Genomic DNA, 20,094 nt, shown 5'->3' with positions numbered 1-20,094 from the left:
CACAGCGCTTCGGCGCCAGCGCGCGCTCCGGTACACTGGCCCATCGCTGTTCTTGATGAGGCTCCCCATGACCGCCGCCGCCGCGCCGCAAACCCATCCGCCCGCCGACGCCCTCGCCGCCGTGCTCGACGCGCTGCGGCCGCTGCTGGGCGATCGCCTGACCACCAGCGCCGCCGTCCGCGAACAGCACGGCCGCGACGAGAGCTATCACGACCCCATGCCGCCCGACGCCGTGGCCTTCGCGGAGAGCACCGAGGAGGTGGCGGCCATCGTCCGCGCCTGCGCCGAGCACCGCGTGCCGGTCATCCCCTTCGGCACCGGCACCTCGCTGGAGGGCCATGTCGCCGCCTTGAAGGGCGGGCTGTGCCTCGACGTCTCGCGCATGACCGAGATCGTCGCCGTGCGGCCGGAGGACATGGACTGCACCGTCCAGGCCGGCGTGACGCGCACGCAGCTCAATGAGCACCTGCGCGACACCGGCCTGTTCTTCCCCATCGCCCCGGGCGCCGATGCCTCCATCGGCGGCATGGCGGCGACCCGTGCCTCCGGCACCAACGCCGTGCGCTACGGCACCATGCGCGAGGCGGTGCTGGCCCTGACCGTGGTCACGGCGGACGGCCGAATCGTGCGCACCGCCCGGCGCGCCCGCAAGTCGGCCGCCGGGTACGACCTGACCCGATTGTTCATCGGCAGCGAAGGGACGCTGGGCGTGATCACCGAGGTCACGCTGCGCCTGCACGGCATTCCGGAGTGCATTCTGTCGGCCGTCTGCCCCTTCCCCAGCCTGAAGGCGGCCGTCGACACGGTGATCGAGACCATCCAGACCGGCGTGCCCATCGCCCGCATCGAGTTGCTGGACCCCAACCAGATGCGCGCGGTGAACGCCTATTCGGGCACCGACTACGCCATCGCCCCGACCCTGTTCCTGGAGTTTCACGGCACCGAGGCCTTCGCCCGCGAGCAGGTGGGGATGGTCGAGGCCATCGCCGGCGAGCATGGGGCGAAGGGATTCGCGTGGGCCGACACGCTGGAGGAGCGCACCAAGCTGTGGGCGGCGCGCCACACCGCCTATTACGCCGGCTTGGCCCTGAAACCGGGGGCGAAGGGCTTTTCCTCGGATGTGTGCGTGCCGATCTCGCGGCTGGCCGCCTGCCTGGAGGAGACCGAGGCCGACTGCGCCGCCTCCCCCGTCACCACGGCCATCGTCGGCCATGTCGGCGACGGCAACTTCCATGTGCTGTTCATCGTCGACCCGGACGACCCGGAGGAGATCGCGGCGGCCCGCGCGCTCAACGACCGCATCGTCGAACGCGCCCTGGCCATGGAGGGCACCTGCACCGGCGAGCACGGTGTGGGATACGGCAAGATGGCTTTCCTGGAGGCCGAACACGGCCCCGATGGCCTGGCCCTGATGCGCGCGGTGAAACAGGCCCTGGACCCGCACGGCATCATGAATCCGGGCAAGATCGTCGCCCCCTGATCCTCCCGCCCCATCCGGAGCCGGTGCGCCGTCCCCCGTCACGAAACTGTCCGTAGGCAGCACCGCCCCGGGCCGCGTAGGATGCCGCGCGGCCACGATGCCCGCGCACGATCCTGCACGCACGGAGGAGACAATGATCCGATTCGGCCGCCGTCTGAACGTGGCCCTTGGTGCCCTGGGGGTGATGCTGGCGCAGCCGCTGGTCGCCGAGGCGGCCGCCCAGGACGGCTACGCGATCGTCTTCAACACCGTCAAGGATGACGGCGGGTTCAACGAGGCGGCCAACGCGGGCGCCAAGCGCGCCCAGGCTGAGTTGGGCATCGCTTTCCGCGAGCGCGTCACCGGCAACGCCGACCAGACCGCCGACGCGTTGCGCGCCTTCGCCTCCCGCGGGGTCGGAAACCTGGTGGCCATCTCGTTCCTCAACGAGCAGGCCGTGGCCGACGTCGCGGGCGAGTTCCCGGACGCCCGCTTCACCCTGATCGACGGCGTTGTCGAGGCCGACAATGTACGGTCCGTGCACTTCAATGAGGACGAAGCCGGCTTCCTGGCCGGTGCAGCGGCCGGCCTGAAAACCGAGAGCGACACCCTGGCCTTCATTGGCGCGTTGTCAATTCCGCCTATCCAGCGCTATGGCTGCGGTTTCATCCAGGGAGTGGCGGCGACCAATCCCGACGCCACGGTGCTGGTCCGCATCCTGGGCGACGACGCCTCGGTGTTCCGCGATCGGGACCTGGCCCGCACTGCGGCCGAGGCGCTGATCGCCGAGGGCGCCGACATCGTATTCCCCGCCGCCGGCATGGCCGGCGAGGGCGCGCTGGATGCCATTGCCAACGCTGGCGGATTCGGCATCGGTGTGGACGTCAACCAGAACGGCTACAACGACCGCGTCCTGACCAGCGCCGTCAAGCGCGTCGACCAGGCCGTCTTCCTCGCCTGGTCCGATGCCGCTGCCGGCACCTGGACCGCCGGGCGCCAGCGCCTGGGCATCGCCGACGACGCCGTCGACTGGGCGGTGGACGACGCCAACGCCGATCTGGTCGCCGATATCCGCGAGACCGTGGACGCCCTGAAGGCCGAGATCGCCGCCAACGAGCGTTCGGTTCTGCCGGTCGACGAGGCGCCCGCCTGCGCGGGCCTATAGTCCGCCTCCCCTTTGCAGGATTTGGGACGAATCGGGCGCTTCTGGAGGCTGTCACGACCTGAACCTGCGCGCGCCGGCCAGTCCCCAAAATCCCCAACAGACGCACGAACGGGCGCCGGTTTCTCAACCGGCGCCCGCGTCAGAAAAAGCCTCGAGTCGCGACCGCCCGCGGCGGGCAGTGGTCTCTTGCCGGGCCGAGTCGCGCCCCATCCTGACCGGGCGATCAACCGGAGTCGTCCGGTCCATCACCCACCGGTCGTCAGATGAGCTCCACCCGGCCGGCCATCGGACCCTTTTTGCCCATGCGGCACATCATCCGCACGCGCTGCCCGGCTTCCAGGTTGGTCAGCCCGGAGTATTCCAGGGCGCGGCTGCCCACGTAGACATCCTTGCCGCCGCCGTCCGGCGTCACGAAGCCGAACCCCTTGTCCGCGCTGAAGAATTTGACGACGCCGTCAATCTCTTCCTCGCTGTCGGAGTCGACCATGCCGCCGCCACCGCCGCCGCCGACATGGGCTCCCTCGGGGACCTCCACCTCATGTATGAAGGCGACCTGGGGTCCCTTCTGTCCCATGGACAGGTCACAAACGATGGTCGCGCCCTCAGGAACGTCACGATAACCCGCACGCTGGAGTACGGAAATGTGAAGGAACGCGTCGGGAGTGCCATCCGTCAGGGCGACGAAGCCGAAGCCCTTGGTGGCGTTGAACCACTTCACCGTGGCCGAAGACCGAGACTGCATAGCGGAGGAAAGACCTTCATACGGTTGAGGCAACAATACCGTTCCAGGGATACCCGAAAATCCCGCCGACGCCAATTGGTCATATGACCTTCCGCCAAATTTTCATCGCCGGCGTGGCCAAAACCGCACCCTTTTTGCCGCCTCGCCTACCGCAGCCCCCCATCCATCGGCAGCGATTCGGGGTCGTCGCCGGACTCCGGGTCGGCCCCGCGCCCACTTCCGTCGGTTGAGCCGCCACCGGGCTTGCCGCCCGCACTGCGATGCACCCAATCCGGTTCCACCCCCGATCGCCCACCCTGCTTGTCGATCATGTTCTCCACCCGCCGGAGATTGCGGGTCACGATGTCCGCCTGGCGTTTGGCGCCGTTCAGATCATAGGTGCTGGCCGACTGGTGGAACGCCTCGCGGGCGGCGTGCAGGGCACCCATGTCGCGGCCCAGCCGGAACAGCAGGAACAGCGCCGATCCCAGGGTGTTCTGGGTGGCCGCCCACAGCAGCGGCACGCGGTCCAAGGTACGCACCTGTAGCGCGGCGTTGGCCGCCTCGACCGCGCGCTTGACGATCTCGACCTTGCGTTCCTGACCGCCGTAGACCTGCAGCACCTGCGCCAGGTCGTGCATGATCTCGCCCCAGCGGTCGGGCGTCTCGCCGGGCGTGAACACCTGCAACGCGGATTGGAAGGCGGTGATGGACTCGCGCAGCGCGGCGGGATCGCCCTCGGCCATGTTCACCCGGTAGCACAGAATGCCCAACCGGTTCTTCAGGCCCGCCCAGTCGTAGGGGTAGAGGTCGCGCTGGAACGATTCCAGCGCCGCCTTGAAGGCATCGGCCGCCTGACGCGGACCGACGCCGCCGGCCCCGCGCTCGACCAGCGCCTGCCGCACCAGCCCCAGCGAGCGGTGGAACACACCCCATTCCGCGTCGGCGTTGCGCGGCAGATGGCGGATGGCTTCCTCGTAGGCCGCCGCCGCGTGCTCCAGCCACGCCGGCTCGTTGGCCCAGGCGCCGACCACGGCCAGCACGTTGCCGTAACAGGCGACGATGTGCGCCGTTTCCAGCCCGCTCAGACCGTACGGCAGTTCGGACAACAGCGCGCCGGCCTGCTCGGCCAGCGGCGGCAGCGTTTCGACCAGCGCCTTGCCCTGGTTTTCCGTGCGCGGTTCCATGGCCGCCAGCGTCACCGCCTTCAACAGAACGTGCCACGACTCGTCGAAGTCCAGCGGCAGATACAGGGCGTTCTGTGGCGACGTCATGCCGATGCGCTCGAGTTCCTTGCTCGACCAGGGCGACAGGAACCGAATCTCAACCAGCCGGCCGGTGCTTTCGGGGCCGCCCCACACCATCAGGTCGGCCATCGCCTCGCGCAGTTGCGGACGGCCGATGGCCACGACGCCGGCCAGCGCGGTGTAGGGGTCCAGGTCGGGCGAGTACGGCAGCGCCTTATCCATGCGCCGGACGCGCAGGCCGGGAAGTGCCTCCAACGCCGCCAGGACGCGGCCGCGCTGCTCGTCGCCCCCCTGCCCCGGGAACCCGGCCACGAGCAGGACCGGCTGGCGCACGCGGGCCACTCCGGCCAGGGCCATCCCCGCCTTCCGGGGACCCCGGCCGCCGCGCACAAGGCTGATCAGGCGATCGACCAACCCGTTGGACCGCTCGGCCGCCGCCGGGTCGACGGCCGCGGCCACGGTGGCGGCCTCGGCGGTGGTCAGTGCCGTCGACGACGACGCGCCGGCGCGATCGCCCTGGTCCTGGCCCAGGTCCACGTCGACCGTCGGGTCCAGCGTGGCAATGCGGTCATTGGCGTTGCGCAGCCGCCGCGACATGCGCACCAGGATGCGCACCGTCATGTCCGGATCCTCGACGAGCTTGCGCAGGAACGCCTTGCGGCCGAACTCGTGCAGCACCACGTCGCCGCGCGCCACGGCGGTGGCGCCGCGCGGGTCGTTCTCCACCGCGCCCATCTCACCCAGCAACTCGCCCTTGCCCAGGGTGGCCAGATGCACCAGCCCGCGCTCCGATTCCTTGTAGAGCGCCACCTCGCCGGACGCGATGACAAAGGCCGAGCTGCTGTCATCCCCTTCCCGAAAGATGACATCGCCGGTGTCGTAGCGTCGGATGGTGGGTTTCATGATGGCCATGGGGGCGGTGTCTTGCTCGCTGCAGAGGGAAAGGCGTGCCGCGCGCCGGGATCGTCAGGTGGGTTCGTCAGGCGGGGAGGCCGGTGTTTCGCGGGCGCGGAACACCGTGTCCCTGTAGACGCGGGCCACCACGCGGTTCGGCGCGGCGCCGTGCGCGGCCTCGATGAACGGTCGCCCCTCTTCGTCGGTATCCATTCTCAGGTCAAGATCGCCCGCCTCCAGCAGGTGCGCCACGCGCTCCGCCGACATCTCCAGGGCCGCCGCGAGGTGGCCGAGGAGCGTGCTGATCTCGTGGTACATCTCGCGCTGTTCGGTCAAGGACGGGTCTCCATCAAGGGGCCGGGACGCGGGTGTGTTCGGGGTATCTTTACCAGCGCGGCGCCAAAGTCTAAAGGGAGGGGCACGCTACCAAAGGCAAAGGCGGGACCGGCCCCATCGCACGGTCTCGTCCTCACCGAACGCCAACCAAAAGGAGGCAGGCGCATGAGCTACGAGCAGGTCGAGGAAGCCTGGGGCCTGATTGACGAAGCCATGAAGCACAAGGAACAGGCCGGCAGGGACCTGGAGCCGGACGAATACTGGGACCCGGTGTTCGCCGCTTCACCGCTCGTGGACGTGGATCGGACCAAGGCCGAAGGCGGCCAGCCCCTGGCCAAGGTGTACCTGAAATCGCCGTACGGCCTCCAGTTCCGCAGCGAATACATGGACTGGATCCCGTTCCGCCACGGCGAGGTCAAGCTGGACTGATGCCGTGCACGGCCGCGTGCGCGTTTCGCCGCCGGGCGGCCGGTGGCGTCATCGCGCATCGCGGTTGAGCGGCGATCGCGACCGGCGCCCGCGCGGATGGCCTCACGCGTCGGCGGCCTGATCCGCCGCCGCCTTGGTCTGGGCGTCGGGGGTGGGAGCCTCGGCTTCCGACGCCCCGGCGTCCTCCGGCTGGTCGGCTGAATCGGGGGCCGGGGGGGTCGCTTTTCGGGCCCGCGAGCGGCGGGTCCTCGGTTTTGGCGCGCTGTCCTCTGATGCATCGCCCGATGACGCATCGCCCGGCGAGGCGCCCGGATCCTCACCGTCGGCGGCCTTTTTCTTCGTGCTGCGACGCGTGCGCTTCGGCTTCGCCTCGGCATCACCTTCGGTCGCGTCGTCTGATGCGGCGGTCTTGCGCCGACGGGTCCGTTTCGGCTTGGGGGCCTCTTCAGCGTCCGCCGCCGGAGCGTCGCTGTCCTCGGACGTCTTTGACCCCTCGGCCGCGGCTTTGGCGGCGGAACTCCGTCGCGTCGCCCGGCGCTTGCGGGACGGCGGTGCCTCCGCGTCCGGGGCCGTTTCCGCATCCGGCGCGGTAGCGTCCTCACGCTCGGGCGGCGGCGCGGCGCCCTCAACCTCTTCGGGCTCCACGTCCTGCGCTGGTCCCGTTTCGACGTCGACCTCGGGTGAGTCGCCCGTGTCGCCGCGCCGGCCGTGCCGTTTGCGCTCGCCGCGCCGGGCCGTCGAGGCGCCCTTGCGGGTGTCACGCGACCGTCCCTTGCTCCGCCGACCGGTGCCGCGCGACCGCTCGCCGGAGCCGTCGTCCTCCGTCTCGTCGGTGCCGGCGGCACCCCCCGATCCCATCGGCACCAGCGCCGTCGTGACGAAGAAGGCGGGCGTGTGGTCGCCGAACGCCAGCACGTCGTCGGCGTGCGACATGGCGCGCACGCCATCGCGGTCGGCGTCGCGGCGTCCCCGGCTCCCGCGACGGTCACGTCCACCGCGCCCGTTGGCGCCGCCACCGCTGTCCGACCCTGTGTTGCCAGACCCGGTGTGGGCCGACCCGGCGCGAGCCGACGACCGGTCGCCACCGCGGCTGTCGCGCCGACGCCGCGCGCCGCCGGACCGGTCCGCCCTCTCCTCGGAGGCCTCGCTCATGATGCACTCCAGTCCTTCCAGGGGCATACGCGGGATGGAGCGGCCGAGCAGGGATTCGATGGCCGCCACGTACTTGGCGTCGTCGGGGGTTGCCAGACTGAACGCGGCCCCCTCCTTGCCGGCCCGGCCGGTGCGGCCGATGCGGTGCACATAGTCCTCGGAATGGGTGGGGATGTCGAAGTTGATCACATGAGAGACGTCGTCGATGTCCAGCCCGCGCGCCGCCACGTCGGAACACACCAGAAGGTCAGCCTCGCCCTCCTTGAAACGCCGCAGCATCTCGTTGCGGGTCGGCTGGTCCATGTCACCGTGCAGCGATATACAGTTAAATCCGTGCTTCTTCAACGATCGGTTCAGGACGTCCACGTCCCGCTTGCGGTTGCAGAAGATGAAGGCGTTCCTGACATTCTCGGTGCGCAGGATGTGGCGCAACGCCTCGCGCTTGTCGATGCGCGGCACCATGGCCAGCTGTTGCGCCACCGTCTCGGCCGCCGTGGCGCGCCGCTCGATCGAGACCTCGCGGGGATTGGACAGGAAGGCGTCCGCCAGCTTGCGGATCTCCTTGTCCATTGTGGCGGAGAAGAACAGCGTCTGACGCAGCGGCGGCAACAGCGTGACGATGCGTTCGACATCGGGGATGAACCCCATGTCGAGCATCCGGTCGGCCTCGTCGATGACCAGCACCTTCACGTCGCGCAGCAGCACCTTGCCGCGCTCGAACAGGTCGAGCAGGCGGCCCGGCGTGGCGATCAGCACGTCGACGCCCTTGTCGAGCGCGCGCATCTGGTCGCCCATGCTCTCGCCGCCGATCAGCAGGGCCATGTCCAGCTTGTGATACTTGCCGTAGGTGGTGAAGTTGTCGGCCACCTGCGCGGCCAGCTCACGGGTGGGCGCGAGGATGAGCGAGCGCGGCATACGCGCCTTGGCCCGGCCGTTGGCGAGAATCTCGATCATCGGCAGGGTGAAGCCGGCGGTCTTTCCGGTGCCGGTCTGGGCGATGCCCAGGACGTCCCGTCCCATCAGAACGTGGGGAATGGCCTTTTCCTGGATCGGGGTCGGGTGTTCGTACCCCACCTCTTCAATGGCCCGGAGTGTCTCCGGCGAAAGGCCGAGATCGGCGAAGGTCATGGTAATCTGGTCGGTCCTCGGGTCAGGGAACGGGGGTGGGAGCGTCACGCGGCAAGCCGGCCCCCGGCATCGTCGAGCCCGCGCCTTCCCTCAACGCGGCGCCGCCCTCGTCGCGGCGGTCGTCCGGACAGTGTTCGCGGGGATGACGCTCTGCTCGGTCTGGATGGGCGCGAGGCCATTCCGCCGGCCAGGAGCTCGCACAACCACAGGCGCACGCACACCATTGTGCACGTGCAGAACACCGCGCATCATAAGGCGCCCCCCTGTGCTGTCAATGACGCCGACGGCCCGGGGACACCGAGGGTGGCGGAGTGTGGCGCATCCGCCGCCACCCCCATCCGCTCGAACGCGCCCTACCGGTCCCGCAGGGCGCGTGTCCAGGCTTCCATGGCCGTGTTGGCCACCGGCATGGGGGCTTCGAGGAACGAGATCTCGAACCGATCCTCCATCTGCACCACGCCGATGGAGCGCGGCCGCACGGCCATCACGTCGGCATTGGGCAGCTTGACGCCGAAACAGAACACGATGTGCTTGGCGGCCTTGATCTCGGGATTGATCTCGCCGCCGATCCTCTGCGTGTGGGCATAGTGATCGAAGGCGGCAATGTAGGCCACCTTTTCGTCCTCGTCGATTTTTCGCTTGTAATATTCAATGATTTCGTCGACCGAGGTCTTGCTGGTTTCCGCGAACGGCAGGCTCATGTGGTAGACGGGGTACTTTTCCTGCAGCGTGTACTGGCGCATCCGAGGCCTCCTGGTCATGACGAGACGGCCCACGGCGCGGGCCGGCGAGGCCGCCAAAAAGCGGATCCCGGGCCGCCGCACGCAATGAGAAAGCGCAATGGGGCCGGCGGAGGCTACTGATCCTTCAAGGATCGCGGGCGCCACTGGTGCACGTTGACCGGCCGTCCCGATTGCGAGCGCATGACGCGCGGGCGCAGCACCTGCTCGATATGCGGCGCGCCCTGGTCGGTCAGCGCGCCGATGCCCTCGCGCGTGGTCGGCTTGCGGCCATAGAAGGCGATCATGGCCTCGACGGTGATTTCCGACCCCGGCGCCGCGGCGAAGGCGTCGGCATAGGGCGGATGACGCTTCAGGGCCTTGGTCAGGTGGTCGGTCGAGTGCGCGCCGAAGCGGCGCCAGATCGAATCCAGCAGCGTTTCCGCGCGTTCCGGCAGCTTGGCCAGATCGACGCGCGGCCGGCTGTAGGCGAAGGCCTTGAACAGCGTCGGTTCCATCGGCCCGTCCGGGTCGGCGACAAACGTCGCCGGCATCAGCTTGTGCCCGGCGTTGGCCACCGCGAAATAGGCCTGCGCCAGAAAGAGCAGGCGGTGCAGCTTGCGCGGGTTGAGGTACTCGTTGTCGTCCAGGGCGCGGTCGAGCAGCCAGAAGGTGGCCTCGAACCCGGACGGCGTCAGTGGCGGATGCGCCATGGCGCGGGACTCCTCTGTGATCGCACCAGATTGTATCGCAGCCCGCACCACCGATGCCACGGGCCGCGTGATCCGGTAGAGTCGCGGATGGTCCCTCCACGGAAGGCCGCGACCGCCCATGGCAGACTCGTCCACGTCCCCCGAGACCCCATCGCCGCCCGAACCCCGGCGGCACCGCCGCCGGCCCGTCTGGCGCTCGGTGGCGCTTGACATGCTGGGGCTGGGTCTGGTGGTGGGCGGAGCCCTGGCGCTGGCCTGGGTGTACCGGGTCCCGCTGATCTCGACCGCCGTTCCCTGGGCGCTGGAGCGCGCCGGGTTGGCGCCGGCCGCGCTGACCGTCGTGGCGGTCGAGGCGGATCGCCTGGAGGCGCGCGACCTGACCCTGGCCGACGGTCGGCTGACGGCCGAACGCCTGTCGGTCACCTATGCGCCGGCGGGGCTGGCGCGCGGGCGTATCGAGCGGGTCGAGATCGCCGGCCCGCGCCTGGACGCATCGTGGTCGCCCGACACGGGGCTCGACCTCGGTCCCCTGGGCGCGGTTCTGGGCGGCAGCGGGGGCGGGGGTTACACGCCCGCGCTGCCCGTCCGGACCGTGCGGGTCACCGACGCGCGCCTCGGCATCGACACGCCGTGGGGCGCCGTGCGCACGCTCGGCGATGTTACCCTGGACGCCTCCGGCGCGGCTCCGGAGTTGACCGCCGACCTGACCGTCTCGGGGGCCGGCCTGTTCGCCACGGCACGGATCGACTCCCGGCCCTGGCCCGACCCGACGGTTGACGGCACCCTCACGGTGGAAGCCGAGGCCCGCGACCGGGCCGGGCTGGCGCAGGGCCTGGGCGGCACCGCCACGCTGCGGGTGGATTGGCGCGACGGGGAGGTGTCGGTTACATCCGAAGCCCTCACGATCCGGGCCGACGCGCTGGATCCGGCCCTGACCGAACCGTGGCCGGCGACGCTAGCCACCCTGGCCGCAGGGCCGCTGAGCCTGCGCGTCGAGTCGCCCGCCGATGGCCCGGCGCCGCGCCTGTCCATGCCGCTGGGGCCGGATCTGACGCCCGGCCAGCCCCGTCTGGACGGCCGCGTCCGCGTTGAGACGGCGCGGCTGTCGGCGACCGCCGACGCCCATGTCACCCGCAGCGACGGACAGATCGTGGCCCGCCTGACCGACGTGACCGCCACCGCCGACCCGGTGCCTCTGGCGGGGGTCGAGGGCCTGTCGGTCGAGTTGACCAGTCCGCGCCTCGACCTCCGGGACGCCCAACTGGCCGGCGCCGCACACGTGGTGGCAAACGCCACAAAGCTGGACATCGCGGGCGTTCTGGCGGGACCGATGCACCTGGACGCCGGCGGATCGGTGGACCTGTCCCTCGCCGGCGGCACGATCACGCTGGACGACGCCGCGCTGGAGGTGTCCGAGGCCCGCGCGGCGGACGGCGCCTGGACCGGTCCCCCCACCCTGACGCTGGCCCTGACCGAGGAGGGTTCGCACACGGTCTCGCTCGACCTGACGGCGGGCGACGCGCCCGCCGTGACCCTCGATGCGGCCCTGCGGCCGGTCATCCTGGGCGGCACGGCCGAGGGCCGGGTGGAGCGCGTGACCCTGGCCGGCCGCTGGCCGCCGTCGCCCGAGGCGCCGCTGCGGCTGACGGCGATGGCGCCCGACCTGCGCCTCGACCCGATCACGGTGACCGACGCCACGGCCGACCTGACGCTGCGGCCCGAAGGGCCGACCCTGGACGTGGATGTCCGCCTGCCGCGCCTGCCCGGCGAACCGACGGGATCTTCACGGTCGGGCCATCCCCTGCGGCCGCTGCGGGTCACGGGCACCGTCTCCCCCGATCCGGACGAGGCCGCGCGGTTACGCGTTGACGCCACCCTCGGCGCGCCCTTCCGCGAGACCGTGGGCACGGTGCGCGGCTGGCTTTCGCGCGATGGCCGCGACGGCCGGCTGACCCTGAACGCCAGACCGTTGCCGCTGGGCGACGACGGTGTCCAACCCTGGCACCTTTACAGCGCGCTGGTCGACCTGAGCACCCGCGCCGGCACCATCGGCCTGCAGGGAACGGCGACATGGCGCGACGGCGGCCCGTTGCGTCCGGACCTGTCGGTCGGCCTGGTGGATGTCGAGGCCGCCTACGGCGCCACGCGGCTGCGCAATCTTCATGGCGTGGTGCGTCTGACCGGGCTGGCCCCGCCCGCCAGCCCCAAACAGGAACTGGCCGCCGCCGTGCTGGACATGGGCCTGCCGTTCACCGATCTGGTGGTCGCGTACCACCTCGACGGCAAGGGCGCGTTCGTCCTGGACAGCGCCCGGATGCACCTGGCGGACGGCAAGATCTCGACCGGCGCGGCCGTCATTCCCCTGTCGGGGTTCGACCGCATTCCGTTGACGCTCACCGTCGAGGGGCTCGACCTGGGCAAACTGGCGGCCATGATGCCGGTGGACGACCTGAACGTGAGCGGCCAGGTCGATGGAAAGGTCCCGCTGGTGATCACGCCCGGCGCGGTGCGTGTCGACGCCGGCCGGCTGGCCAGTGTCGGCCCGGGAACCCTGCGCTACACCGGCGAGGCCCTGCCGGACGGCATGGAGGGCGTCGACCTGGCCCGGCGGGCGCTGGAGAACTTTCAGTACGACGCCTTGTCCATGACCGTGGACGGCGACACGCTGGACGAAATGGCCATGGACGTGCGGCTGGAAGGCGCCAATGAGGCGGTCCTCGACGGCTACCCGTTCCAACTCAATTTCTCGGTCAGCGGCCCCCTGACGCGTTTGATCCAGGAGGGGCTTCAGGGCTACACGATCCCGCAACGCATCGTCGAACGCCTGGAGTCGATGGGCTTGGCGCCGGGGGACGGAAGCCCGTAGGTTTACCCCAGAACCAAACGCAAAGAACGCGGGGGCTCGCATCCCATATGCACGCCATGATCGAAGCCATCCGCCTGACCGTGACGCTGGCCTTGGTGACCACGGTGCTGCTGATGATCGTCGGCACGCCCATCGCCTGGTGGCTGGCGCGGTCGCGCGCGTGGTGGAAGGAGATCGTGGGCGCCGTGGTCACGTTGCCCCTGGTGCTGCCGCCGACGGTGCTCGGGTTCTACCTGCTGCTGGCGTTCAGCCCGACCAGTCCGCTGGGGCAGGCGGCGACGGCGGTGTTCGGCCACGCCCTGCCGTTCTCATTCGAAGGGCTGGTCGTGGCCTCGGTGATCTACTCCCTGCCGTTCGCCGTGCAGCCGATCCGCAACGCCTTCGAGGCCATCGGCGACCGCCCGCTGGAGGTCGCCGCCACCCTGCGCGCCGGCCCGTGGGACCGGTTCCTCACCGTCGCTGTCCCCCTGGCGCGCGGCGGGTTCCTGAGCGGCGCCGTGTTGAGCTTCGCGCACACGGTGGGCGAGTTCGGCGTGGTGCTGATGATCGGCGGCAACATCCCCGGCGAGACCAAGGTGCTGTCCATCGCCATTTACGACTATGTCGAGACGTTGCAGTGGGGCAAGGCGCACATCCTGGCCGGGGGGATGGTCGTGTTCTCGTTCTTGGTGATCCTGACCGTGGGACTGGCCGGCAAGCGCCTGGGCTGGGGGCGCGAGACGCGATGAGTCTGATCACCGCCCTGTTCCGGGGCCGCCTGGGCGGATTTGCACTGGACGTGCGCTTCGACGTGCCGGCGCGCGGGGTCACGGCGCTGTTCGGCCCCTCCGGCTGCGGCAAGACGACGGTGCTGCGCTGCGTGGCCGGCCTGACGCGTCTGCCGGACGCGGCGCTGCGGGTGGACGGCGACGTCTGGCAGGACGGCCGACTGCGCTTCGTGCCGCCGCACCGCCGCCCGGTCGGCTATGTGTTCCAGGAGGCCAGCCTGTTCCCGCACCTGTCGGTGACCGACAACCTGCGCTATGGCCAGCGGCGGGTCCGGGACGTCCCGCACCCGGTGGCCTTTGAGGACGTGGTGGAGCTGCTCGGCCTCGCGCGCCTGCTCGATCGGCCGACGGCGGTGCTGTCCGGAGGCGAACGCCAGCGCGTGGCCATCGGCCGGGCGTTGCTGTCGCAGCCCCGTCTTCTGCTGATGGACGAGCCGTTGTCGGCCCTGGACCGCACCAGCAAGGACGAGATCCTGCCCTATCTGGAGCGGCTGCACGATCGCCTCGAAATCCCGGTGCTGTACGTCAGCCACGATATCGCCGAGGTGGAACGGCTGGCCGACACCCTGGTGCTGCTGGAGGCGGGGCGGGTGCGCGCGGTCGGGCCGCTGGCCGATCTGTTGGCCGATCCGGTGCTGCCGCTGGCCCGCCTGCCGGAAGCCGCCGAGGTGCTGGAGGCCGAGGTGCTGGCGGTGGACGGGGCCTATGGCTTGTCGACCGTCGCCGTGTCGGGCGGCCGGCTGTTCGTGCCGGGCGTGGCCGGTGAACCGGGGACCCGGCGCCGGCTGCGCATCCTGGCCGCCGACGTCAGCCTGCGCCGCACGCCGACGGCCGAGGGTGAGTCCAGCATCCTCAACGTTCTGCCCGCGCGTATCACCGGCGCCGAACCGACGGGCGATCACCTGATGACCGTGTTCCTCGCCCTGGGCGCGGACGGCGGCGGGGCGCCTCTGCTGGCGCGCATCACGCGCAAGTCCTGGGACCTGCTGGGGCTGGCGCCGGGCCAAGCGGTCTACGCCATGATCAAGGGCGTCGCGCTGCTGGACAAAGGGTAGGCCCGGCCCCCGTCAGATCAATTCCAGCGAGATCGACAGGCCCAGCGCTCGCGCCGCGCGCCCCAGTGCCGACAGCGAGATCGTGTCGGCCTGCGGATCAAGCAGGTGGTCCAGATCATTCTGGCTGATCTCCATGCGCCGCGCCATGGTGTCACGAGACAGGCCCTGCTCGTCCATGGCCTCAAGAATCTGCGAGGCCAGCACACGCTTGATGGCGCGCGCGCCCGGATCCTCCCAAGGGGCCTGATCGGCGTTCTTTCGCATTCCGGTCCGAGTCCTTTTACTGATCGACGATAGAACGGACTCGTCCGTTCTATCGCCTCCGCCGCTTCGCGGCGCCGGCGCAGTCGCGCCGGCCAGCCGACGAATGAAGTCTGTTCATTCGTCGGCTGGTATTGCCTGCTCAGCTATTCATCGACCGCGTCCAGGTGAAACCCCTGCGGACACGAGGGGTCGCCGTTGAGGCTCCACGTCGGTTCCTGCTTCTTGGCGGCGCCAAACGGCACCAGCGTATCCTCCACGCACACGCAGCGGGTCGTCTGACAGTACAGAGCCATATGGGTCTTCTCGTCCATTTTCGCCGTCCCGCCGCCGCACGCGGCCAGGACCACCAAGGGCAGCAACAGCGCCGTGGCACAGGTGATACAGTGCGGCATGGTTGACACTCCGGCCGATGGACTTCAGCGAACGTGCCGACGGTCCGCGATGGCGACCGCATCTCGGGCCGATGGCCGTCCGCTCGACTCGCTTACCACGGACCGTGCCCCGCCGCCAGCGTGGGCCGGAAGCGCCCTGTCCGGCCGCGCGAGGCACGTGTTGCCGCCCCGCAACACAGAGCCCCGTTGACCGGCCGCCCGCCCGATCACCACCGCGAGGGCGTGACACAACAAGTGGCCGAGGAGTATCGTTCCCCGTCAAGTGGCCCGGATTTTGTTCAAACCAGATGCAAGGGCATTGATGATGCCAGGGAGCCGCTGAAACGGGTGCGAACGACGTGGCGCGGGACTGGCAGTGCGCGTTCCGGTTGGGACGGATGTCGCGGCGCCTCGGTGCCCCGGAGCACCAAACACGAATCGTGATGGACGAGAGAGGGCGAGGGCAAGGGGATGAACACGAAATCGGTCAAGCAGACACTTCTCGGCTCGGCGTCGGCCATGGTCGTCCTTTGCGGCCTCGGGGCACACGCCTGGGCCGCCACCGACATGATCACGATCATGAATAGCGGCACCGGCGTTGCTGGCTCCGCCAACCACATTCCCTACCTCGAAGACATCCTGGCCGATGTCGGCGAGACCGACAATCGTCACGGCGCCATGCAACTGAACGACACCTACTATGATGGCCGTGTCCTCGATGTGAATGGCGGCCTGTTCGGATCGGCGACGGCGGCCCGGGCCGCCCTGGAAGCGCAAACCGACTGGTCCGGCCTTGGAGATGGTTACGCGGCGATCAACCACGCGGTCTCGGCCTACAGTGGCGACTTCCGGCCTGGGGCGTACAGGATCATCCACCTGTTGTCGTTCGAATCCGATTTCAACAACAATACAACGAACTTTGATCGCGCCGTCTTCGATGACTCGATCACCGCCAGCGGCTTGGTCAGCACGCTCCAGTCCAACGACATCAAGCTGGTGACCTGGATCGACAAGCGGATGGAAGCCAACGGCAACCGTGTGGCGGCCATCGTCCGCAACTCGGATTCCAACACCTACACGGTCGCCCGGATCAACGCCTCGGGAACGGTCGTCTATGAGACGACGACTGACGTCTCCGACATGTTCCCTGAAGGCAAGACGGACTACACCGACATCGCCCTTGAAAGCTACGGCGCCACCCTGGACCGGGGCGCCCAATTGGAGGCGGTGGCCTACGAGGACGGCGTCACGCCGATCGAGAAGATTTTCGCCTCCGTCGTCGAAAACGTGTCCACACAAGAGGTCACCGCCGCCGAAACGGCGCTGCAGGATTCCTCGACGGCCAACAACCGCATCAGCATCCGCACCGTGGTCGGCAACATCAGCAACCGGGCTGGCGCCCTGGCCCGATCGGCGCGGACGGACGAACCCGCGGACGAGGAGGAAGCCACCAGCCTGCGCGGCCGCTTGACCGGCCTGGCGGGAGGCGACGGAGAGGATTGGACCGTCGGCAAACTGGGACTCTGGGCCGAAGGCTCGGGTGCCTTTTTCTCCGACGGCAAGTCGACCGACGAGTTCTGGGGCCACCAGTTCAGCTTCATGGCCGGCGCGGACTATCGGTACAACGATAACATCATGGCTGGCGCGGGCCTGGGCTACGAAAACGTCAACGTCGACTTCAAGAGTGATCGCGAGCGTGACGTTGACTACATGACGATGACGGTCTACGGCGCCTATCTGATCACCGACACCCTGTCGGTCAACGCCCTCGGCTCCTACGGCCTTGGCTTCAACACCACCAAGGAAGCCGCCGGCCTGCTGGCCGACGACGACGCCGACCACCTGTCCCACCGCTTCATCACGGCCGCCAACGTCGCCTACAACAACCTGTTCGATCGCGTGACCACGTTCGGGTACGCCGGCATTTCCTACAGCCACGAATCGTTCGAGGAGTACGAGACCAGCACCGGCGCCACGGTCGACCCCGACGACACGGACCTGGCTCAGATCTATGCCTTTGGCGACGTCGGCTACCTGTTCGAGATCAGTGGCGAACAGAGCGGCACCGTCGAGCCGTACCTGTCCACCCGCCTGGAATATGATTTCGTCCGCGATGGCAACTCCGACCGCTTCGGCGCCGTGCTTGGCGGCGGCGTGCGCGCCGTGGTCAATGACAACCTGAGTCTCGAGGTCTACGGCAACACCGAAGTCGCCCGGTCGGACGAATCCGCCACCGCGTTCGGTGTCAATGCCCGCTACCAGTTCTAGGCCCCCGATCCCAATCCGGACGGCCGGTCACTGTGCGGCCGTCCGGGTTCTTTCATCCCCATGCCGGCCATTCTCGGGTAGAGTGTTTCACGCCTCGACGCAGCACCGCGCGGTCAGGCTCGTTCTCTTTTACGGACGCAAGGAGGCACCATGCGAGTCGGCCTTGTCCCGGCACTGGCGAGTGCCCTGATCCTGACCACGCCCATGGCCTGGGCGCAGGACACCCAGCCGCAAAACCAGGGCGCGGCGGACGGCACCGTGCTGGCGGAGCTGAACAAGGTGGAAACGGTCGAGGCCGGCTGCCGCAGTTTCTTTCTGTTCCGCAACGGCACCGACACCACCCTGACCGGCTTCGAGATGTCGCTGGCCGTGCTCGACCGCGACGGGGTCATCGACCGCCTGCTGACCATCGACGCCGCGCCCCTGCCGGCCCGCCGTACCACGCTCAAGCTGTTCGACATTCCCGACATGGCCTGCGCCGACATCGGAGAGATGATCCTGCACGACATCGCCACCTGCGAGGGCGAAGGCGGTCACGCCATCGACTGCTTCGAGACCCTGACGCTGTCGTCGCGCGCTGGCATTCCCTTCATCCCCTGATCCGGGAGGGACCCCGCCATGGCCCCGTCCGGTCTGATCGACCAGGTGCTCGCGTGGATGGACGCGGGCGGACCCGTCATTATGGTCCTGGCGGTCCTGTCCGTGTATTCGCTGGCCCTGGTGATCCTGAAGGCGGTGCAACTCGCCGGCGTGTTCGGCGGACGCCGCCAGCGCGAGGAGGCCATCGACGCCTGGCAGCGCGGCCGGCCCGACGATGCCTTGCGCGCCATGGCCGAAGCCCGCCGTCCGCCGGACCGGGTGCTGTCCACCGTCATGCGCGGGCTGGATGCCGGCCTGGACCGCGACCGCGTGCGCGAGGACGCCGAACGCAGGGGTAACGTCGAGCTTGAGGCCCTGCGCCGCCACCTGCGCACGCTGGAAGTGATCGCCCTGGTCAGTCCGCTGCTGGGCCTGCTGGGCACCGTGCTCGGCATGATCCAGTCGTTCCAGGACCTGGAGATGGCGGCCGGCGCGGCCAACGCCTCGGTGCTGGCCGGCGGTATCTGGCAGGCGCTGCTGACCACCGCCGCCGGCCTCACGGTGGCCATTCCGGCGGCCGTCGCCGCCAACCTGATGGCCGCGCGCGTCGATCATGTCGGCCACGTCATCGAAACCGACGTCGGCCGCCTGCTGGCGCACGCGCGCGCCGCGCCGCCGGGGTAAGGGCCATGCGCTTGCGGCGGTCACGGCGGACGGGCCTGGTCATCACCATGACGCCGATGGTCGACGCGCTGTTGATCCTGCTGGTGTTCTTCATGGTCACCTCGACCTATCTGGATCTGGACATGATCCCGATGGTCGAGCGCGGCGCCGCCCCCACGGGCCACACGCTGCCGGCGCCGGACACGGCCGCGCCGAGGACGCCCGAGGCCGGCACCCTGCTGGTGCGCCTGGGGCCGGACGGCCGCACGGTCGTGCGCGGGCAGCCCCTGACGGAGGCGGCGCTGGCCGCCGCCCTGACCGCCCGGGTGGCCGCCAACCCCGCGACCCGGGTGGTCATTCTGCCGTCGGGTCAGGCCAACGCCCAGGCCCTGGTCTCGACCCTGGAGATCGCCGCCCGGGCCGGCGTCACCGATGTCCGCGTCGTGCGGTTGGAGAGCCGCCCATGATCCGCCTGCACCGCCCCGCCCCGCGCCCGCGCCCGGACACCATCGTCGCCCTGATCGACGTGGTGTTCTTCCTGCTGGTGTTCTTCATGCTGGTGGGACGCATGGACGCCACCGCGCCGTTCGAGGTGCGGCCCCCGGTGGCCGGCGTCGGCGAGCCCCTGCCCGGCGGCGGTCTCACGGTCTCGCTGGGTCAGGCGGGGCAGTTGGCGCTCGACGGCCGCCCGATCGCCTCGCGCGAGGCGCTGCTGGCGGCGCTTCGCCCCCGGGCCGGCGGCGGCGACCCACCGAAGGTGCGGATCAACGCCCACGCCAGTGTGCCCTTGCGCGAGCTCTTGCCGCTGGTGACGGCGCTGGAAGGGATCGGCCTGACGTCCGTGGTACTGGTCGTCACGCCGACGCCGCCGTGACGGCGGCCGCCCTGCCCCGCCCGCTCGGCTGGACCCTGGCCGGGGCCGGGTCGATCCTGCTGCACGTCGCGGTGCTGCTGCTGGTGGCGCTGGCGCTGACGCCTGATCCCGTGCCGGAGCAAGCCTCCCCCGCCGCCAGCCTGCGCATGACCACCGCCGAGGTGCGCACGGACCGCGCCGAGGCCGCCCAGGCGGAGGGCGAGGCTGCGCCGGAAGCCGAGGCCAAGGGCGGATCGGTGGCCCAGGGCACGGTGCCGGTGGACCGGGCGCAGTCTGTGGCGCCGCCGACCGCGCCCGCCGCCCCTGCCCCACCGCCGGTCGACCAGGTCGCCGCCACGACGACCCCAAGCGAGACCGTGGCGGCGCGGACGGACCCGGCCGAGACGGCGGCGGGCGGTCGGTTCTGCGAGTCGGTCGAGTCGGG

Annotated in this window: 19 protein-coding genes and 1 pseudogene; 12 read left to right on the top strand and 8 right to left on the bottom strand. The window is 69.8% G+C overall.

Annotation, left to right across the window (positions count from 1 at the left end; all coding sequences use genetic code 11):
- Nucleotides 1-67 precede the first annotated feature (67 nt).
- Together Q0309_RS09560 and Q0309_RS09555 are read left to right on the top strand one after the other, a co-directional pair.
- Complete coding sequence (locus Q0309_RS09560; protein WP_299439955.1) at nt 68-1,480, top strand: FAD-linked oxidase C-terminal domain-containing protein; 1,413 nt, start codon at nt 68-70, stop codon at nt 1,478-1,480.
- A gap of 133 nt (nt 1,481-1,613) precedes the next feature.
- Entirely contained in the window at nt 1,614-2,624 is a 1,011-nt protein-coding gene (locus Q0309_RS09555) for a BMP family ABC transporter substrate-binding protein (RefSeq protein ID WP_299439953.1), read from the top strand.
- Nucleotides 2,625-2,883: 259 nt separating this feature from the next.
- Here Q0309_RS09555 and Q0309_RS09550 read toward each other — a convergent pair whose 3' ends face one another.
- The 3 genes from Q0309_RS09550 to Q0309_RS09540 all read right to left on the bottom strand — a co-directional run bounded on the left by Q0309_RS09550 (nt 2,884) and on the right by Q0309_RS09540 (nt 5,822).
- Nucleotides 2,884-3,342, bottom strand: coding sequence for a cold shock domain-containing protein (locus Q0309_RS09550; protein ID WP_366940585.1), 459 nt, complete (start codon nt 3,340-3,342; stop codon nt 2,884-2,886).
- Between the two features lie 170 nt (nt 3,343-3,512).
- On the bottom strand, nt 3,513-5,504 hold the full coding sequence (locus Q0309_RS09545; RefSeq protein ID WP_299439951.1) for a Crp/Fnr family transcriptional regulator: 1,992 nt from the start codon (nt 5,502-5,504) through the stop codon (nt 3,513-3,515).
- Between the two features lie 54 nt (nt 5,505-5,558).
- Nucleotides 5,559-5,822, bottom strand: coding sequence for a hypothetical protein (locus Q0309_RS09540; protein ID WP_299439949.1), 264 nt, complete (start codon nt 5,820-5,822; stop codon nt 5,559-5,561).
- 165 nt (nt 5,823-5,987) lie between these two features.
- Between Q0309_RS09540 and Q0309_RS09535 the strand changes: the two genes are divergently transcribed.
- Nucleotides 5,988-6,251: a hypothetical protein gene (locus tag Q0309_RS09535; RefSeq protein WP_299439947.1), complete on the top strand. Its 264-nt coding sequence runs from the start codon at nt 5,988-5,990 to the stop codon at nt 6,249-6,251.
- A gap of 102 nt (nt 6,252-6,353) precedes the next feature.
- On the opposite strand, the gene Q0309_RS09530 is transcribed toward Q0309_RS09535, so the two are convergent.
- The 3 genes from Q0309_RS09530 to Q0309_RS09520 all read right to left on the bottom strand — a co-directional run bounded on the left by Q0309_RS09530 (nt 6,354) and on the right by Q0309_RS09520 (nt 9,963).
- On the bottom strand, nt 6,354-8,531 hold the full coding sequence (locus Q0309_RS09530; protein WP_299439945.1) for a DEAD/DEAH box helicase: 2,178 nt from the start codon (nt 8,529-8,531) through the stop codon (nt 6,354-6,356).
- A gap of 353 nt (nt 8,532-8,884) precedes the next feature.
- Nucleotides 8,885-9,274 (bottom strand): DUF6858 family protein, encoded by a 390-nt coding sequence (locus Q0309_RS09525; RefSeq protein WP_299439943.1) that lies wholly within the window; start codon nt 9,272-9,274, stop codon nt 8,885-8,887.
- Between the two features lie 113 nt (nt 9,275-9,387).
- Complete coding sequence (locus Q0309_RS09520; protein ID WP_299439941.1) at nt 9,388-9,963, bottom strand: hypothetical protein; 576 nt, start codon at nt 9,961-9,963, stop codon at nt 9,388-9,390.
- Between the two features lie 118 nt (nt 9,964-10,081).
- On the opposite strand from Q0309_RS09520, the gene Q0309_RS09515 reads away from it, so the two are divergent.
- The 3 genes from Q0309_RS09515 to modC are packed head-to-tail and all read left to right on the top strand — an operon-like array spanning nt 10,082 to nt 14,651.
- On the top strand, nt 10,082-12,829 hold the full coding sequence (locus tag Q0309_RS09515; protein ID WP_299439939.1) for a YdbH domain-containing protein: 2,748 nt from the start codon (nt 10,082-10,084) through the stop codon (nt 12,827-12,829).
- A gap of 47 nt (nt 12,830-12,876) precedes the next feature.
- A complete protein-coding gene (gene modB / locus Q0309_RS09510) occupies nt 12,877-13,557 on the top strand; it encodes a molybdate ABC transporter permease subunit (RefSeq protein ID WP_299439937.1) in 681 nt (226 codons plus the stop codon).
- A complete protein-coding gene (gene modC, locus Q0309_RS09505) occupies nt 13,554-14,651 on the top strand; it encodes a molybdenum ABC transporter ATP-binding protein (RefSeq protein ID WP_299439935.1) in 1,098 nt (365 codons plus the stop codon). The genes modB and modC overlap by 4 nt, the downstream gene beginning before the upstream one ends.
- A 12-nt stretch (nt 14,652-14,663) precedes the next feature.
- On the opposite strand, the gene Q0309_RS09500 is transcribed toward modC, so the two are convergent.
- A complete protein-coding gene (locus tag Q0309_RS09500) occupies nt 14,664-14,915 on the bottom strand; it encodes an XRE family transcriptional regulator (protein WP_299439933.1) in 252 nt (83 codons plus the stop codon).
- A 143-nt stretch (nt 14,916-15,058) separates the two neighbouring features.
- Nucleotides 15,059-15,307, bottom strand: coding sequence for a hypothetical protein (locus Q0309_RS09495; RefSeq protein ID WP_299439931.1), 249 nt, complete (start codon nt 15,305-15,307; stop codon nt 15,059-15,061).
- A 450-nt stretch (nt 15,308-15,757) separates the two neighbouring features.
- On the opposite strand from Q0309_RS09495, the gene Q0309_RS09490 reads away from it, so the two are divergent.
- The 6 genes and pseudogenes from Q0309_RS09490 to Q0309_RS09465 form a co-directional block, all read left to right on the top strand.
- The gene (locus tag Q0309_RS09490) at nt 15,758-17,554 is read left to right on the top strand and encodes an autotransporter outer membrane beta-barrel domain-containing protein (RefSeq protein ID WP_299439929.1); all 1,797 of its coding nucleotides are present in this window, start codon (nt 15,758-15,760) and stop codon (nt 17,552-17,554) included.
- 150 nt (nt 17,555-17,704) lie between these two features.
- Complete coding sequence (locus tag Q0309_RS09485; protein ID WP_299439927.1) at nt 17,705-18,154, top strand: hypothetical protein; 450 nt, start codon at nt 17,705-17,707, stop codon at nt 18,152-18,154.
- A gap of 18 nt (nt 18,155-18,172) precedes the next feature.
- Nucleotides 18,173-18,817: a MotA/TolQ/ExbB proton channel family protein gene (locus Q0309_RS09480; protein WP_299439925.1), complete on the top strand. Its 645-nt coding sequence runs from the start codon at nt 18,173-18,175 to the stop codon at nt 18,815-18,817.
- Between the two features lie 47 nt (nt 18,818-18,864).
- Complete coding sequence (locus Q0309_RS09475; RefSeq protein ID WP_299439923.1) at nt 18,865-19,263, top strand: biopolymer transporter ExbD; 399 nt, start codon at nt 18,865-18,867, stop codon at nt 19,261-19,263.
- Entirely contained in the window at nt 19,260-19,670 is a 411-nt protein-coding gene (locus Q0309_RS09470) for a biopolymer transporter ExbD (RefSeq protein ID WP_299439921.1), read from the top strand. Before Q0309_RS09475 ends, Q0309_RS09470 begins: the two co-directional genes overlap by 4 nt.
- Nucleotides 19,667-20,094, top strand: a pseudogene (locus Q0309_RS09465) (hypothetical protein); the annotation flags it as partial. The gene Q0309_RS09470 and the pseudogene Q0309_RS09465, both read left to right, overlap by 4 nt.

The organism is uncultured Rhodospira sp., assembly GCF_937138205.1.
In the GTDB taxonomy this organism is placed as follows: Bacteria; Pseudomonadota; Alphaproteobacteria; order Rhodospirillales; family Rhodospirillaceae; genus Rhodospira.
Note: the sequence above shows the minus strand (reverse complement) of the source record. Positions and strands in the feature narration are given on the sequence as shown.

What these genes read in the sequence shown, in the direction of transcription:
- Q0309_RS09560 (WP_299439955.1), top strand. Translation starts at nt 68, where the DNA reads ATGACCGCCGCCGCCGCGCCGCAAACCCATCCGCCCGCCGACGCCCTC.
- Q0309_RS09555 (WP_299439953.1), top strand. Translation starts at nt 1,614, where the DNA reads ATGATCCGATTCGGCCGCCGTCTGAACGTGGCCCTTGGTGCCCTGGGG.
- Q0309_RS09545 (WP_299439951.1), bottom strand. Translation starts at nt 5,504, where the DNA reads ATGGCCATCATGAAACCCACCATCCGACGCTACGACACCGGCGATGTC.
- Q0309_RS09535 (WP_299439947.1), top strand. Translation starts at nt 5,988, where the DNA reads ATGAGCTACGAGCAGGTCGAGGAAGCCTGGGGCCTGATTGACGAAGCC.
- Q0309_RS09530 (WP_299439945.1), bottom strand. Translation starts at nt 8,531, where the DNA reads ATGACCTTCGCCGATCTCGGCCTTTCGCCGGAGACACTCCGGGCCATT.
- Q0309_RS09525 (WP_299439943.1), bottom strand. Translation starts at nt 9,274, where the DNA reads ATGCGCCAGTACACGCTGCAGGAAAAGTACCCCGTCTACCACATGAGC.
- Q0309_RS09520 (WP_299439941.1), bottom strand. Translation starts at nt 9,963, where the DNA reads ATGGCGCATCCGCCACTGACGCCGTCCGGGTTCGAGGCCACCTTCTGG.
- Q0309_RS09515 (WP_299439939.1), top strand. Translation starts at nt 10,082, where the DNA reads ATGGCAGACTCGTCCACGTCCCCCGAGACCCCATCGCCGCCCGAACCC.
- modB (WP_299439937.1), top strand. Translation starts at nt 12,877, where the DNA reads ATGCACGCCATGATCGAAGCCATCCGCCTGACCGTGACGCTGGCCTTG.
- modC (WP_299439935.1), top strand. Translation starts at nt 13,554, where the DNA reads ATGAGTCTGATCACCGCCCTGTTCCGGGGCCGCCTGGGCGGATTTGCA.
- Q0309_RS09500 (WP_299439933.1), bottom strand. Translation starts at nt 14,915, where the DNA reads ATGCGAAAGAACGCCGATCAGGCCCCTTGGGAGGATCCGGGCGCGCGC.
- Q0309_RS09495 (WP_299439931.1), bottom strand. Translation starts at nt 15,307, where the DNA reads ATGCCGCACTGTATCACCTGTGCCACGGCGCTGTTGCTGCCCTTGGTG.
- Q0309_RS09490 (WP_299439929.1), top strand. Translation starts at nt 15,758, where the DNA reads ATGAACACGAAATCGGTCAAGCAGACACTTCTCGGCTCGGCGTCGGCC.
- Q0309_RS09485 (WP_299439927.1), top strand. Translation starts at nt 17,705, where the DNA reads ATGCGAGTCGGCCTTGTCCCGGCACTGGCGAGTGCCCTGATCCTGACC.
- Q0309_RS09480 (WP_299439925.1), top strand. Translation starts at nt 18,173, where the DNA reads ATGGCCCCGTCCGGTCTGATCGACCAGGTGCTCGCGTGGATGGACGCG.
- Q0309_RS09475 (WP_299439923.1), top strand. Translation starts at nt 18,865, where the DNA reads ATGACGCCGATGGTCGACGCGCTGTTGATCCTGCTGGTGTTCTTCATG.
- Q0309_RS09470 (WP_299439921.1), top strand. Translation starts at nt 19,260, where the DNA reads ATGATCCGCCTGCACCGCCCCGCCCCGCGCCCGCGCCCGGACACCATC.